Origin of the sequence: Actinomycetospora atypica, assembly GCF_042653685.1 — a bacterium.
In the GTDB taxonomy this organism is placed as follows: Bacteria; Actinomycetota; Actinomycetes; order Mycobacteriales; family Pseudonocardiaceae; genus Actinomycetospora; species Actinomycetospora atypica.
This window is the reverse complement of sequence record NZ_JBHSIV010000026.1, coordinates 54,503-68,580: the sequence shown is the minus strand read 5'-3', so window position 1 is coordinate 68,580 and position 14,078 is coordinate 54,503. Positions and strand designations below refer to the sequence as shown.

Annotated in this window: 15 protein-coding genes; 5 read left to right on the top strand and 10 right to left on the bottom strand. The window is 73.5% G+C overall.

Annotated features, from left to right (window positions below):
• Positions 1-408 precede the first annotated feature (408 nt).
• Positions 409-1,794, top strand: coding sequence for a mycothione reductase (locus ACFPBZ_RS21290; protein WP_378038112.1), 1,386 nt, complete (start codon positions 409-411; stop codon positions 1,792-1,794).
• 40 nt (positions 1,795-1,834) lie between these two features.
• Positions 1,835-2,431, top strand: coding sequence for a TetR/AcrR family transcriptional regulator (locus ACFPBZ_RS21285; RefSeq protein WP_378038111.1), 597 nt, complete (start codon positions 1,835-1,837; stop codon positions 2,429-2,431).
• On the opposite strand, the gene ACFPBZ_RS21280 is transcribed toward ACFPBZ_RS21285, so the two are convergent.
• The 5 genes from ACFPBZ_RS21280 to ACFPBZ_RS21260 all read right to left on the bottom strand — a co-directional run bounded on the left by ACFPBZ_RS21280 (position 2,428) and on the right by ACFPBZ_RS21260 (position 6,692).
• Positions 2,428-2,922, bottom strand: a complete 495-nt coding sequence (locus ACFPBZ_RS21280; RefSeq protein WP_378038110.1) for a CinA family protein — start codon at positions 2,920-2,922, stop codon at positions 2,428-2,430. The two genes, ACFPBZ_RS21285 and ACFPBZ_RS21280, sit on opposite strands and share 4 nt — an antisense overlap.
• A gap of 136 nt (positions 2,923-3,058) precedes the next feature.
• Positions 3,059-3,922, bottom strand: a complete 864-nt coding sequence (locus ACFPBZ_RS21275; protein ID WP_378038109.1) for an ABC transporter permease — start codon at positions 3,920-3,922, stop codon at positions 3,059-3,061.
• A 1-nt stretch (position 3,923) separates the two neighbouring features.
• A complete protein-coding gene (locus tag ACFPBZ_RS21270; RefSeq protein ID WP_378038108.1) occupies positions 3,924-4,889 on the bottom strand; it encodes an ATP-binding cassette domain-containing protein in 966 nt (321 codons plus the stop codon).
• Positions 4,890-5,069: 180 nt separating this feature from the next.
• Complete coding sequence (locus ACFPBZ_RS21265) at positions 5,070-5,903, bottom strand: hypothetical protein (protein ID WP_378038107.1); 834 nt, start codon at positions 5,901-5,903, stop codon at positions 5,070-5,072.
• 150 nt (positions 5,904-6,053) lie between these two features.
• Complete coding sequence (locus ACFPBZ_RS21260) at positions 6,054-6,692, bottom strand: TetR/AcrR family transcriptional regulator (protein WP_378038106.1); 639 nt, start codon at positions 6,690-6,692, stop codon at positions 6,054-6,056.
• A 98-nt stretch (positions 6,693-6,790) separates the two neighbouring features.
• Here ACFPBZ_RS21260 and ACFPBZ_RS21255 point away from each other — a divergent pair, with 98 nt between their 5' ends.
• From ACFPBZ_RS21255 to ACFPBZ_RS21245, 3 genes are all read left to right on the top strand, one after another.
• Positions 6,791-7,258, top strand: coding sequence for a nitroreductase family deazaflavin-dependent oxidoreductase (locus ACFPBZ_RS21255; protein WP_378038105.1), 468 nt, complete (start codon positions 6,791-6,793; stop codon positions 7,256-7,258).
• Positions 7,259-7,268: 10 nt separating this feature from the next.
• Positions 7,269-8,507, top strand: a complete 1,239-nt coding sequence (locus tag ACFPBZ_RS21250) for a saccharopine dehydrogenase family protein (protein WP_378038104.1) — start codon at positions 7,269-7,271, stop codon at positions 8,505-8,507.
• Positions 8,508-8,646: 139 nt separating this feature from the next.
• Complete coding sequence (locus ACFPBZ_RS21245) at positions 8,647-9,123, top strand: SRPBCC family protein (RefSeq protein ID WP_378038103.1); 477 nt, start codon at positions 8,647-8,649, stop codon at positions 9,121-9,123.
• A gap of 72 nt (positions 9,124-9,195) precedes the next feature.
• On the opposite strand, the gene ACFPBZ_RS21240 is transcribed toward ACFPBZ_RS21245, so the two are convergent.
• From ACFPBZ_RS21240 to ACFPBZ_RS21220, 5 genes are all read right to left on the bottom strand, one after another.
• Positions 9,196-10,716 carry a cobyric acid synthase gene (locus ACFPBZ_RS21240; RefSeq protein ID WP_378038102.1) on the bottom strand — a complete coding sequence of 507 codons (1,521 nt, stop codon included), beginning with the start codon at positions 10,714-10,716 and terminating at the stop codon, positions 9,196-9,198.
• 32 nt (positions 10,717-10,748) lie between these two features.
• Complete coding sequence (locus tag ACFPBZ_RS21235) at positions 10,749-11,570, bottom strand: ABC transporter permease (protein WP_378038101.1); 822 nt, start codon at positions 11,568-11,570, stop codon at positions 10,749-10,751.
• Positions 11,567-12,526 (bottom strand): ATP-binding cassette domain-containing protein, encoded by a 960-nt coding sequence (locus tag ACFPBZ_RS21230; protein WP_378038100.1) that lies wholly within the window; start codon positions 12,524-12,526, stop codon positions 11,567-11,569. Before ACFPBZ_RS21230 ends, ACFPBZ_RS21235 begins: the two co-directional genes overlap by 4 nt.
• A 101-nt stretch (positions 12,527-12,627) precedes the next feature.
• Positions 12,628-13,470: a DUF4097 family beta strand repeat-containing protein gene (locus ACFPBZ_RS21225; RefSeq protein WP_378038099.1), complete on the bottom strand. Its 843-nt coding sequence runs from the start codon at positions 13,468-13,470 to the stop codon at positions 12,628-12,630.
• Positions 13,471-13,542: 72 nt separating this feature from the next.
• Positions 13,543-14,040 carry a hypothetical protein gene (locus tag ACFPBZ_RS21220; RefSeq protein WP_378038098.1) on the bottom strand — a complete coding sequence of 166 codons (498 nt, stop codon included), beginning with the start codon at positions 14,038-14,040 and terminating at the stop codon, positions 13,543-13,545.
• Positions 14,041-14,078 lie beyond the last annotated feature (38 nt).

The window sequence follows — 14,078 nt, the reverse complement described above, 5'->3', positions numbered from 1 at the left end:
GGTGCCGTCCGCCGCCGGTCCGCCGAGGCGTCCCCGCGGACGGCCGCGCCTGCCCCGACCCGTGTTCCCGCATCCCGCCTCCGCTCACGTTCTGCCAACCCGCCCTGCCCCCGTAGGGCTGTCCGGCGCACCGCGGCGCGCCCGACGGAGCAGAACCTGACCAGAGAGCACCCGACGACGACAAGCCGTTCGTCGTGAGTTCGCCCCGCCGAGCGACGACGAACGGTCGATTCAGGGCGATAAACGTCAGTACGGGGTGAGTGCGGCGCGGCGAACGGTCTGAGAGCCCGCCCGACGACCGCTCGCCGGTCTCCGATGGCCGGTCACGGAACGTCGTCGAGGCGACGGCAGCGGGTGAACCCCCGGACGGGGCGGCCGGGATCGCTCGCGCTCAATACAGTGGGGTCCGTGCCGCACCACGACCTCGTCATCATCGGCTCCGGATCCGGGAACTCGATCATCGACTCCCGCTTCGACGGCTGGGACGTCGCGATCGTCGAGCACGGGGTGTTCGGCGGGACGTGCCTGAACGTCGGCTGCATCCCGACGAAGATGTACGTCTACGCCTCCGACGTCGCCGAGGCGGTCCGGGAGGCGAGCACCTACGGGGTCGACGCGAGCATCGACAAGGTGCGCTGGACCGACATCGTCCACCGCGTCTTCGGCCGGATCGACCCGATCTCGGCCGGCGGGCTCCGCTACCGCGACTCGCAGTGCTCCAACGTGACCGTCTACCAGGGGCACGCCACCTTCACCGGCGAGCGCGAGCTCTCGATCACGCCGACCGCGGGCGGCGCCGGGGAGATGGTGACCGCCGACCGCGTCGTCATCGCCGCCGGCTCGCGCCCGACGGTCCCGCCGGTCGTCGCCGACTCCGGCGTCCCCTTCCACACCTCCGACGACGTGATGCGGCTCGACGAGCTCCCCCGCCGCCTCACGATCATCGGCGGCGGCTACATCGCCGCGGAGTTCGCGCACGTGTTCGGGTCCCTCGGCAGCGAGGTCACCGTGCTGACCCGCGGGCCCGCGCTCCTGCGCGACCAGGACGAGCTCGTCACCGAGCGGTTCACCCGGCTCGCCGAGGACCGCTTCACCGTGCACCTCAGCGCCGAGCCCACCGCCGCGGAGCAGCGCGCCGACGGCACGATCGTCCTGACCTGCCCCGACGGGTCGATCATCGAGAGCGACGCCCTGCTCGTCGCCACCGGCCGCAGGCCCAACGGCGACCGGCTCGACGTCGAGAAGACGGGCCTCGCCCTGACCGACGACGGGCGCGTCGAGGTCGACGAGTACCAGCGCACCGCGGTCGAGGGCATCTGGGCGCTCGGCGACGTGAGCTCGCCGTTCCAGCTCAAGCACGTCGCGAACCACGAGGCCAAGGTCGTGCAGCACAACGTGCTGCACCCCGACACCCCGCGGGCCACGTCGCACCGGTTCGTGCCCTCGGCGGTGTTCACCCACCCGCAGGTCGCCTCGGTCGGTGCGCGCGAGCAGGACCTGCGTGCGGCCGGGACGCCCTACGTCTCCAAGGTCCAGGCCTACGGCGACGTCGCGTTCGGCTGGGCGATGGAGGACCACACGGGGTTCGCCAAGGTGCTGGCGGCTCCCGACGGCACCCTGCTCGGCGCCCACTTCATGGGACCGCAGGCGTCGTCGCTGATCCAGGTGCTGGTGCAGGCGATGGTGTTCGGGCAGAAGGCCCAGGAGGTCGCCACCGCCCAGTACTGGATCCACCCGGCGCTGCCCGAGCTCATCGAGAACGCCCTGCTGGGACTGCCGCTGTCGCACGAGTGACTTGCCGATCGACACGCAAGCGCCGCGCTAGGGTGCGGCCGTGGAACGGCGGACCCAGCAGGAACGGCGCGAGACCACCGAGCGGGCGCTGCTCACCGCGACCGCCGAGCTCGTCGTGGAGTCGGGCCTGCGCTCGGTGACCCTCGCGGACGTCGGTCGCCGGGCGGGGTACAGCCGCGGCATCGTCACGCACCACTTCGGGTCGAAGCAGGCCCTCGTCGAGGCGCTGGTGGCCGCGAGCCAGACCGGGTTCGTCCCCGACGTCGCCGGGCGCGAGCCGGGTCTCGACCGGCTGCTCGACCTCGTCGAGGGCTACCTGCGGGCCGTCACCGGCGCCGGGGTCCTCAGCCGGGCGTTCCTCGTGCTGTGGGCGGAGTCGGTGGCCTCGGCCGAGCTCGGCCCGGTGTTCCGCGAGCGCGACGCGCTGTTCCGGGCCGATCTCGCCGCCGACGTCGAGGCCGGGCGGGCCGCCGGGGAGGTCCGCCCGGACGCCCGCCCGGAGGTGGTGGCGGCGATCGTCCTGGCGGAGCTGCGCGGCCTGGCCCTGCAGTACCTCGTGTCCCCGACCTCGATCGACCTGGCCGCCACCGGTCTCGTCCTCCGGGCCCAGTGGGACGCCGGTCTGCGCCGGTCCTAGCCGTCCGCGTGCGAGGACGTCGTGTGCTCGCGCAGGGTGTGCAGCGCCTCGATGCGGGTCGCCTTGAGCACGTCCGGCGGGTCGCCCGGGAACCGCTTCACCCACGCGTCGGTCTTGCCGTGGTCGCTCACCGCGAACCACACCGTGCCGGGGGGCTGGTCGTCCTGCGGGTCGGGGCCACCGGCACCGCTCACGGCGACGACGACGTCGGCGCCGAACATCTCGGCGGCCTTCTCGGCCATCGCGCGCACCGCGGGCTCGGCGACCACGGGGCCGTCGGGCACCCCGAGCACACCGTGCTTCGTCGTGCGGTCGTAGGCCACGACGCCACCGCGGAACCACTCGCTCGAGCCCGACGCGGCCGCGAGGTCGCTCGAGACGAGCCCGCCGGTCAGCGACTCGACCACGGCGATCGAGCGTCCGTCCCGGCTGGCGCCCTCCGAGATCTCCTGCGCGAGCTGTTCGGGCTCCGCGTCCACCGGCTGGTCCACCGACTACCTCCAGGTCCTCGGGCGGCCTCGTCGAACGCCCGTCGCGGCGGATGACCGGAGCGACCGAGGTGCGAAACGCTCGTGAGCACTTCGGGGGATCACAGCCCCTCGACGTGGTCACGAGCGCTCCGCGCACCTACTCCGTCCGGCGGAAGCGGCGCACCGCGAGCGCGAGCAGCAACGCGCTGAAGGCGATCGTCAGGACGATCTCGAGCCAGGTGGGGACCAGGAACGAGCCCCAGTGGATGCCGGGATCGAACCGCGCGAGGTCGGCCGGCGAGGCGTCGAGCCGCGCGAACACGACGTGGCGCAGCGGCTCGACCGCGTAGGTCATCGGGTTGAGGTGCGTGAGCACGGTCAGCCAGGTCGGCAGGTTGCCGAGCGGGAACAGCGCGCCGGACAGGAACATCAGCGGCGTGATGATCAGCTGGACCATCGGCATCGCGGTCTGCACCTGGCGCAGGCGGGCCGCGAGCATCAGCCCGAGCGAGCAGATCATGAACGCCATCAGGAAGATCAGCACGAGCAGCTCGAGGAACATCACCGGGTCGTAGGGCACCCCGACGAGGCCCGCGAGCGCCAGCAGGAGCACGCACTGCAGCGTGGCCACGGTCGACCCGCCGACGGCCTTCCCGACGAGGATCGACGTCGTCGACACCGGCGCCACGAGCATCTCGCGCAGGAACCCGAACTCCCGGTCCCAGACGATCGAGATGCCGGAGAACGCCGCGGTGAAGAGCACCGAGATCGCGAGCACACCCGGGAACAGGAACGTCGGCAGCGCGATCCCGCCCCCGCCGCGCCCGAGCAGCGACCCCAGCCCGCTGCCGAGCACGAACAGGAAGAGCAGCGGCTGGGCGAGGGAGGACAGGATCCGCGTCCGGTCCTTGAGGAACCGGATCATCTCCCGCTGCCACACCACCGCGGCCGCGCGGGCCTCCGTCGCGAGCCCGCTCTCCGGGACCCGGACCGCCTCGACCCGCAGATTGGTCTGCGTCATGTCAACGTCCCCTCATCCGCATGGCCATCGGGTGCATCGACGGCCCGCGCGCCTCGGCGTCGCGCAGGGTCGACCCGGTGTGGGCCAGGAACACGTCGTCGAGCGACGGCCGGGTCACCGCCACGGACCGCACGACGACGCCCTCGGCGGTCAGGGCCGCGAACAGGCGCGGCACGAAGCCCGCCCCGTCGGGGACCGACACCGTGACCGCCCCCTCGTGCACGGCCGCCTCCACGCCGAACCCGCGCCGGATCGCGGCGATCGCGGCCTCGTCGTCGTCGGTGGTGACCACCACCCGGTCGGCCCCGACCTGCGCCTTCAGCGCCTCCGGGGTGTCGAGGGCGACGATCCGGCCCTCGTTCATGATCGCGATCCGGTCGCAGTTCTCGGCCTCGTCCATGTAATGCGTGGTGACGAAGACGGTGATCGGCTGGGTCTCGTGCAGGCGCGCCAGGTAGTTCCAGATCGAGGCCCGGGTCTGCGGGTCGAGCCCGATCGTCGGCTCGTCGAGGAAGAGCACCTGCGGGGAGTGCAACAGCCCGCGCGCGATCTCGAGCCGCCGCCGCATCCCCCCGGAGTAGGTGGTCACCGGGTCGGCCCGCCGCTCCCACAGCCCGACCGTGCGCAGGACCTCCTCGCGCCGGGCGGCCGCGGTGCGCCGGTCGACCCCGTAGAGCTCGCCGTGGAAGCGCAGGTTCTGCTCACCCGACATCGGCCCGTCGAGGGTCGGCTCCTGGAACACGAGCCCGATCCGGCGGCGCACGGCCGCCCGGTCGCGCACGACGTCGAGCCCCGCCACGGCCGCGGTCCCGCCGGTGGGCTCGACGAGCGTGCAGAGGATGTTGATCGTGGTCGACTTCCCGGCCCCGTTGGGCCCCAGGAACCCGAACGTCTCTCCCCGGGCCACCTCGAGGTCGATCCCGCGCACGGCCTCGACCTCGCCGTACCGCTTCGTCAGGTTCCGCACCGCTACCGCCGGTTCGTCCACCTCAGCCCCCTAGCCCACGCTGGTGACACCACGCTAGCGAGGCCGACTTCGTATCTGAACGGAACATCGACCCGACCAGTGGCCAATTCGGTACACCGGAGACGGGCCTCAGCCGTCGTACGGAGGGAGGGTTGAACCGACACTTCGGTCTTACCCAGCTCAGGCCTTCGCGGTACCGCCGTCACGGAGGGTGCGCTCGGCCTCGTACTCGGCTCGGTGGAACTTGGCCGGATGAACGACCCGACCGAACTCAGTGCGGTGCTCGCTCGGCGAGCCACACCACTGGCACTCACCGGCGTCGTCGTAACGCAGCTGGGCCAACAGTTCATCGTGCTGCTCCACACGCGGAGGGCGGCGCATTCCTGACGAACGCTGAGGTGCGCGTGGAAGCGGCGGCGTAGCCGGTGTGACAGGGGGAGACACCGGCCGGACGACTTCCGGCCTCGGCTCGGGCGCTCGCTGAGGCTGCGGAAGCACATTCGGCCGCGGTGCGGATTGCGGATCGACGAGGTGAGGTGCCGAGTTCGCGCCTGGTGATCCGTTCGCGGCCCGCACCGCTTCCTCGACGTCGAGTGCGTGCCAGTCGCGGGGATGCACCGGGTGCCCGGTCGCGCCTCGGTGAGACTCGGGGTAGCCACACCACCCGCACCCCCCGACCGCGTCGATCGAAGCACGAGACTCGATCTCCGAGCGGACCTCGGCGGCCTTGGCCGCCGCTGCAGCCTTCGCGGCCTCGGCCCGCTTCTCCTCCTGCTCCGCGTTGTAGCGGGCCAGGAGGCCCCACGCGACGGCGACCACGATGACCGTGACGATCAGCCCGCCAAGCACCGGCGAGGCCTCGAAAGCCTTTCCGATGATTCCAACAAGGATCAGGAAACCAAATACGGTCAGGCAGCCCGAACGACCGTTGTTGGTGTTGTGCTGACTTCGAGTCTGGCTTTGCGACTGACTGACGTTGACATTGACATTGATCGGACCGTGGTGGTCAGCCATCTCGGCAGTCCCGGGGCTCGCGGTGGGTGTCGCGTCCAGGTTCGAACGCCGCCGCCCCAGTGTTACCGGCTACCAGAAGGAGCAAGCTGCGTCCTCCCTTGCCAGTAGGACGTTCTGTCCGAGGTCGGAGCGGTGCTGTGCACCGCAGCCCTAGAGCCCCACCCAGCCGGCCGCCGTGGTCGCGACGTGGTCGAAGTAGGCCTCGCGGTCGACGACCACGTTCTCGTATTGCCCGAACAGCTCGAACCCGACGGTGCCGAACAGCAGCGTCCACGACGTGACAGCGGCGGGGCCGAGGCGAGGGTCGAGGCCCGGCAGGAGCTCCGACACGACGGCGTCGACCACCGGGCCCGGGTCGACGACGTGGGCGGCCTCGATCGCGATGTCGGTCAGCACCACGGCGACCCGGCCCGCCGCCGGCAGGGTGTCCTGCGGCGCGGCGTAGCCGGGGACCGGCGAGCCGTAGATCAGCGCGTACTGCGCGGGGTGCTCGAGCGCCCACCGGCGCACGGCGCGCCAGACCGACACCCACTGCTCGAGCGGGGTCCCGCCGCGGCGGGCCCGCTCGGCCGCCTCCCCCACCGCGTCGTAGGCCTCGATGATCAGGGCGGTGAGCAGGTCGTCGCGGCTCGGGAAGTAGCGGTACACCGCGGACGACACCATGCCCACCTCGCGGGCCACCGCCCGGAGCGACAGCGCCGCCGCACCGACCTCCGCGAGCTGGGCCCGGGCCGCGGCGAGGATCGCCGCGGTCGTCTCGACGCGGGCGCGGTCACGGGCGGTCGGCATGTCCCACAGCCTGACAGAGAGCAGTGCTCTTGACTTCCTCGACCACCTCAGAGAGCATTGCTCTCAACAGAGAGCAGTGCTCACATCGAGGAGTCACCATGACCGCCACGCACTACCAGCGCCCCGGCTTCATCACCCGCCGCATCATGAACCCGGCCGTCGCGCTCTTCACCCGGCTCGGCCTCCCGCTGGCCGGCTCGGCCGTCCTCGGCCACCGCGGTCGCGTGTCCGGCGAGCTGCGCACCACCCCGGTGAACCCCCTGACCCTCGACGGGACCCGCTACCTCGTCGCCGCCCGCGGCCAGACCCAGTGGGTCCGCAACGTCCGGGCCGCCGGGACCGCGCAGCTGACCGTGGGTCGCCGCACCGAGCAGATCGGGGTGCGCGAGGTCACCGGACCCGAGGTCGTCCCGGTGCTCCGGGCCTACCTGAAGGCCTGGGCCTGGGAGGTCGGTGCGTTCTTCGAGGGTGTCGGGGCCGACTCGACCGACGCCGAGCTCGCCGCGATCGCCCCGCGCCACCCCGTCTTCGTGATCACCCGCGCGGCCGACGGTGACCGGCGATAACGTCGGGCCCATGACCGAGCGCGAACACGACGTCGTCCTGTACGGGGCCACCAGCTTCGTCGGGGCGCTGACCGCCGACTACCTCGCCCGCCACGCCCCCACCGGCACGCGGATCGCGCTGGCCGGGCGCTCCCGGGAGAAGCTCGAGCGGACGCGGGCCACGCTGCCGGCCCCGGGCAGCGACTGGCCCCTGATCGTCGCCGACTCCACCGACCGCGCGGCGCTCGACGCGATGGCGGCCTCGACCACGGCGATCGCCACCACCGTCGGGCCGTACGCGAAGTACGGGCTGCCGCTGGCAGAGGCGTGCGCCGCCGCGGGCACCCACTACGCCGACCTCACCGGCGAGGTCACCTTCACCCGCGAGGCGATCGACGCCACCGACGCGGTCGCGCAGGGCACCGGCGCCCGCATCGTCCACTCCTGCGGGTACGACTCGGTGCCCTCCGACCTCGGCGTCCTGCTGCTGCACTCCCGCGTGCAGGCCGACGCGGAGGGCGAGCTCACCGACGTCACCACGGTGGCGCGCGTCCGCGGCGGGGTCTCCGGCGGCACGATCGACTCGATGCGCGGCCTCGCCGACACCGTCAAGGCCGAGCGCTCGACGATGAAGCTGCTGCGCGACCCGTACAGCCTCTCCCCCGACCGCGGGGGCGAGCCCGACACCCGCCAGCCCAGCGACAGCCCGGCCCCGCACCGGCTCGACGGCGGCTGGCTCGACGGCCGGTGGGCGGCCCCGTTCGTCATGGCCTCCTACAACACCCGCATCGTGCGCCGGTCCAACGCGGTCGCCGGCTACTCCTACGGCAAGGGCCTGCGCTACGGCGAGGTCATGGCCACCGGCAGCGGCCCAGTCGGCGCCCTCACCGCCGGGGCGGTCACCGCCGGGCTCGGCGGCATGCTGGCCGGTTTCGCGACGCCGGGCGTGCGCACGCTGCTCGACCGCGTCCTGCCCAAGCCCGGGGAGGGCCCGTCGGCCGAGACCCGCGCGAAGGGCTGGTTCCGCCACGACGTCGACGCGGTCACCACCACCGGCGCCCGCTACACCGCCCGGGTCTCCGGCTCGGGCGACCCGGGCTACGCCGCCACCGCGGTGATGCTCGGCGAGTCGGTCCTCTGCCTCGCCCTCGACGGCGACCGGCTCCCCGAGCGCGCCGGCTCGCTGACGCCGGCCACCGCCATGGGGCCCGCCCTCGTCGAGCGACTCCGCACCGCGGGGCACGTCTACGAGGTGTCGCGGGCGTCCTGACCCGGGCGCATCCGTCCGATCAGGCAGGTCCGAACGGTCCATCGCGCGCGATTGAGCCGCGCACGATCGGGGCACGCTCCTCCCGAGCGGCCGGACGTCCCCGCGGCGTCCGGCCAGTCCCGACACCGGAAGGACGATCGTGAGCGACCAGCTTCAGGTCACCAAGACCGTGGACGCCAGCCCCGAGCAGATGTTCTCCCTGCTCTCGCAGCCGGCGCGGCACACCGAGTTCGACGGCGCCGGCATGCTCCGCGGCGTCGAGCCCGGCAGCGAGAAGGTCACCGGCACGGGCGACGAGTTCATCATGAACATGAACCAGGACGCCCTCGGCGACTACCAGATGAAGAACACGGTCGTCGCCTACGAGGAGAACCGGAAGATCGGCTGGGCGCCCTCGATCCACCCGATCGACGGCTACACCGACAAGCTCGGCGAGACCCAGGCCACCGGGCACACCTACACCTGGGAGCTCGAGCCCGCCGGGTCCGGCACGAAGGTCACGCAGACCTACGACTGGAGCGGCGTGCAGGACGACAACTTCCGCGGCTTCTTCCCGATGCTCACCGAGGACCAGCTCTCGGACTCGATCGACAAGGTCGCGAACGCGGCCAAGTAGGCCCGCGCTCCCGGAGCGAACGGCACTTCCGCTGCTTCTATGCGAGCGAGAGTGCCGTTCGCTCCAGCGTCGCTACGGCGCCCCGGCCGGGGGCACCACCCGCAGCCCCGCGGGCGCACCCCCGGTGATCAGCCCCTCCAGCGCCCCCGTGTCGAGGTTCTGCTCCACGAGGTCGGCGAGCAGGTCGAGCTGCGCCGTCCGCGCGGCCGCGAACGACGTCGTCGTCGAGACCTCGAAGTCCCGGCCGGACAGCGACGCGACCCGCGCCAGCAGTCGTCGTCGGAACCCGTCGTTCTCCAGCAGGCCGTGCCAGTGCGTGCCGAGCACCGTCCCGGCGTCGAGCCCCTCGGGGGTCCCGTCGGCGGTCGTGACCAGCGGCGCGTCGTCGCCCCGGAGCTCCCGCCCGTGGTGGATCTCGTAGCCGACCACCGTCTCCCCCAGCGCCGTGCCCGTGGGGTTGCCGAGGTGCTTGTCGGGGTCGAAGACGACGTCGAACCCCGCCAGCCCCAGCCCGGGATGGCGCCCGGGGGCCGCCTCGGTGCCGTGCGGGTCGTGGATCTCCCGCGCGAGCATCTGGTAGCCGCCACAGATGCCGAGCAACGGTCGCCCGGCCCGCGCGTGGGCGAGCACCGCGTCGGCGATTCCCGACGACCGCAGCCACGCCAGGTCCGAGACGGTCGCCTTCGACCCGGGGAGCACGACGAGGTCGGCGCCGACCAGTTCCCCGGGGGAGGTCACGTAGCGGACGGCGACCCCGGGCTCGCTCGCGAGCGCGTCGACGTCGGTGCCGTTGGAGACCCGCGGCAGCCGGACCACCGCCACCCGGAGCCACTCGCGCCCGAGCGGCGGGCCGGGCCGGCCCACCGCGCCGTCGTGGCCGAGCGAGTCCTCCGCGTCGATCCACAGCGCGTCCGCGAACGGGACCACCCCGAGGGTCGGCCGCCCGGTGAGGCGCTGCAGCTGCGCGAGGCCGGGCGCGAGCAGCGCCGGGTCGCCGCGGAACTTGTTCACGACGAAGCCCGCGACCAGCGCCTGGTCGGCCGGTTCGAGCACCGCGAGGGTGCCGAAGAGGTGCGCGAGGACCCCGCCGCGGTCGATGTCACCGACGACGATCACCGGCAGGTCGCCCGCGCGGGCCAACCCCATGTTCGCGATGTCCGTGGCGCGCAGGTTGATCTCCGCCGGGGACCCCGCGCCCTCGCAGACGACGACGTCGTGCTGCTCGCGCAGCCGCGCCAGGCCCGTCGTCACGACGTCCAGCAGCGCCGGCTTGCGCTCGCGGTAGGACATCGCCGACACGGTGCCGTCGACGCGGCCGTGCACGACCACCTGGCTGGTGCGGTCGCTGCCGGGCTTGAGCAGCACGGGGTTGAACGCGACGCTCGGCGCGAGCCCGCACGCGGCCGCCTGCAGCGCCTGCGCCCGCCCGATCTCGCCGCCGTCGGTGGTGACGACGGAGTTGTTGCTCATGTTCTGGGCCTTGAACGGGGCCACGTCGACCCCACGGCGGGCGAGCCAGCGACAGAGGCCGGCGACGAGGACGCTCTTGCCGGCGTCGCTGGTGGTCCCCGCGACGAGGAGGGCGCCCTGCACGCGGGTGAGCCTAGGAGGTCGGGCGGCGGTGCTCAGCGCGCGCCGCGGGTGGCGAACAGGTGCCGGGCCCACAGGTAGCTGCCCGCGGCGATCACGACGGACCAGGCGACGGCGGCGACCGCGCTGCCGGTGACGTCGGGCGCGTCGGTCAGGAGCCCGCGCAGGGTGTCGATGATCGGGGTGAACGGCTGGTACTCGGCGAACCAGCGCAGCCCCGCGGGCATCGAGCCGGTGGGGACGAAGCCGCTGCCGAGGAAGGGCAGCAGGACCAGGAACAGCGGGGTGTTGCTGGCGGTCTCCACCGACCGGGCGGCGAGTCCGAGCGCGACGGTGAACCAGGTGAGGGCGAGGGTCACGAGCGCCAGCAGCCCGACGACGCCCAGCCACCCGACCGCGTCGGCGGCGCTGCGGAACCCCAGCAGGAGCGCCACGGCCAGGACGACGACGAGCGCGACCGCCGTCTGGATCAGGGCGCCGACCACGTGCCCGGTGAGCACGCTGACCCGCGCGATGGCCATCGTCCGGAAGCGGTCGACGATGCCCTCGGTCATGTCCGTGGCCACGGCGAGCGCCGTGGACAGGGCGACGCTCGCGATCGTCATGAGCAGGATCGCCGGGGTGATGAAGGTGAGGTACTCGGCGCGGCCGCCGCCGGGGCCGGCGAGCCCCGCACCCATGGTGGCGCCGAAGACGTAGACGAACAGCAGCAGGAAGACGATCGGCTGACCGATGAGCATGAGCGTCAGCGAGGGGTAGCGGCGCATGTGCGTGAGCCGGCGCCGCACCATCGTCCGGCAGTCCGTGAGGGCGCGGCGGCGCTGGTGCGGGGACGTGGTCGGGGCGGGTGCGGTCATGGGGTGGACACCTCGTTCGGGCGGTCGGTCGTGGGCGTCGGGCCGGTGAGGGCGAGGAACACGTCGTCGAGGTCGGGGGTGTGCACGGTCAGTTCGTCGGGAGTCGCACCGGCCGCGTCGAGGCGTTCCAGCAGCGCCCGCAGCGCGGGCACGCCGTCGTCGGGGACCTGCAGGGTCAGCGCGTCGTGGTCGGGGACGCCGGCCGGGACGGCGGCGGCCGCCGCGACGAGGTCGGCGTGGTCGGCGAAGCGGACCCGGACGTGGCCACCGGGCACGAGGGTCCGCAGGTGGGCGGGGCTGCCGCGCGCGACGAGGCGGCCGTGGTCGAGGACGGCGACGTCGTCGGCGAGCTCGTCGGCCTCCTCGAGGTACTGCGTGGTGAGGAGGACGGTGACACCGCCGTCGACCAGGTCGCGGACGTCCTGCCACAGGTCCCGGCGGCTGCGGGGGTCCAGGCCGGCCGACGGTTCGTCGAGGAAGATCACCTCGGGCGTGCCGACCAGGGTCATGGCGAGGTCGAGGCGACGGCGCATGCCGCCGGAGTAGGAGCCGGCCGGCTTCCCGGCGGCGTCGACCAGGCCGAACCGGTCGAGCAGCTCCGAGACACGGGCCCGTCCACGGGAGCGCGGCAGGTGGTGCAGGTCGGCCATGAGCCGGAGGTTCTCGGTGCCGGTGAGCAGCCCGTCGACGGCCGAGAACTGGCCGGTGACGCCGATCGCGGCCCGCACGGCGTCGGGGTCGGTGACCGGGTCGTGTCCGGCCACCCGGATGCGGCCGCGGTCGGCGCGGAGCAGCGTGGACAGGATCCGGACCATCGTGGTCTTGCCGGCGCCGTTGGGGCCGAGCAGCGCGAACACGGTGCCGGCCGGGACGTCGAGGTCGACACCGCGCAGCACGGCCTGGTCGCCGTAGGACTTGTGGAGGTCGGAGACGGAGATCGCGGGTGCGGTCGGCATGGCGGGGTTCCTTCCCGGGGGCGGGCAGGCTCGGGTGACGGATCGCCGTGAGCGGCGATCCGTCGGCGGTGGCCGGGTGGGTGGTTCGAGGGCCGCGTGGCTCAGGAGCGGCGGACGACGATGTCGCCGTCGCGGGAGTGGGCGGTGATCGCGACGGTCTCGGCGAAGCCGCCGGGGTCGTCGCGCGGGGTGAGGGCGTTGCTGACCCGCCCGGTGGTGGAGGCGAGCTCGAGCCACGCGGCGCTGTCGGGGGCGACGCCGACCTCGAGGCGACCCGACGTGCTGGTCATCGAGACCTCGCCGCGGGCGACGCGCCCGAGGCGGACGGCGCCGTGGGAGGTGCGGGCGTGCACGTCGTCCTCGGCGACGTCGACCTCCACGTCGCCGTGGGCGCCGGTCAGACGGGCCGGACCGCCGATCTCGTCGGCGCGGATGGCGCCGTGCCTGGTCCGCAGGTCGGCCGCGCCGCCGACGCGGTGCACGCGGACGCCCCCGTGGTCGGCGCCCAGGGCGGCGTCGCCGGTGACCGTGCCGCTCACGCGCACCTGGCCGTAGGTCGCGGCGAGGTCGGCCGTCGCGGCGTCCTCGACGCGGACGTCGCCGTAGCGGCACCGCGCCCGGCACGCGCCCAGCCGGCCCCGGGCCTCGATCCCGCCGTAGATCGTCGTGGCCGTGAGCGCCGAGCCGGCGGGGAGCGCGATCTCCACCTCCAGCGAGCGCCCGGGCGTGGGGACCAGCAGCTTGCGCAGGCCGAGCCGCGGCCCGGTGACGCGCAGCTCGCCGCCGTCGAACTCGACGCGCACGCCGTCGGCCACGTCGCGGTCGGCCGGAGTGCTGCGCACCTCGACCTCGGTGTCGGGACGGTCGGAGGCGATGACGCGCAGCTCGCCGATGGGCAGCTCGACGGTCGCGGTGATGGGGTCGGGGGTGTCGAACGTGGGCACGGGTCATCGCCTCCCCGGGGTCGCGACCCCGTGAGTGGGTGGTGTCGGTCTGGGCGTCGGGCGGGCGCGGCGCTAGCCGAACCAGCCGCCCCGGCGGGCACCGGGCGGGGGACCCGCCGCTGGTGTGGTGCTGCCGGGACGGTCGAGGGCGGCGGTCGCGGCCCTCGACAGCCAGGTGTTGACGCTGAGCCCCTCGCGACCCGCGGCGTCCTCGATGCGGGCCTTCAGACTCTCCGAGGGCCGGAAGTTCACCCGGGCGACCGGCCCGCCGTCGGCCTCCGGTGCCGCCTCGCGCGGCGCGGCGGGGACGTCGGGTCCGGGGCCGGCGGGGGCCGGGGTGACGACGAAGTCGGCGTCCTGCTCCCGCAGGCGCAGGTGGACCGAGCCGGGGCTCAGGTCGAGCGTGATCTCGTCGGCCGCCGCGGCCAGCGCCTCGAGCAGCACCAGCCGCACCGCCGACTCCAGCGGCGTGACCAGCCGCTCCGCGACCTCCCGGACCTCGGTGCCGGCGACCTCGGCGATGGCGGCGAACTGCACCCGGAGCCGCTCGACGTACTCGTCCACCTGCATGGCACCACTGTGGCGCAGGGTGGCGCCATCGTCAAGCA

What these genes read in the sequence shown, in the direction of transcription:
- ACFPBZ_RS21255 (WP_378038105.1), top strand. Translation starts at nt 6,791, where the DNA reads ATGACCGCCACGCACTACCAGCGCCCCGGCTTCATCACCCGCCGCATC.
- ACFPBZ_RS21235 (WP_378038101.1), bottom strand. Translation starts at nt 11,570, where the DNA reads ATGACCGCACCCGCCCCGACCACGTCCCCGCACCAGCGCCGCCGCGCC.
- ACFPBZ_RS21260 (WP_378038106.1), bottom strand. Translation starts at nt 6,692, where the DNA reads ATGCCGACCGCCCGTGACCGCGCCCGCGTCGAGACGACCGCGGCGATC.
- ACFPBZ_RS21275 (WP_378038109.1), bottom strand. Translation starts at nt 3,922, where the DNA reads ATGACGCAGACCAATCTGCGGGTCGAGGCGGTCCGGGTCCCGGAGAGC.
- ACFPBZ_RS21230 (WP_378038100.1), bottom strand. Translation starts at nt 12,526, where the DNA reads ATGCCGACCGCACCCGCGATCTCCGTCTCCGACCTCCACAAGTCCTAC.
- ACFPBZ_RS21250 (WP_378038104.1), top strand. Translation starts at nt 7,269, where the DNA reads ATGACCGAGCGCGAACACGACGTCGTCCTGTACGGGGCCACCAGCTTC.
- ACFPBZ_RS21220 (WP_378038098.1), bottom strand. Translation starts at nt 14,040, where the DNA reads ATGCAGGTGGACGAGTACGTCGAGCGGCTCCGGGTGCAGTTCGCCGCC.
- ACFPBZ_RS21265 (WP_378038107.1), bottom strand. Translation starts at nt 5,903, where the DNA reads ATGGCTGACCACCACGGTCCGATCAATGTCAATGTCAACGTCAGTCAG.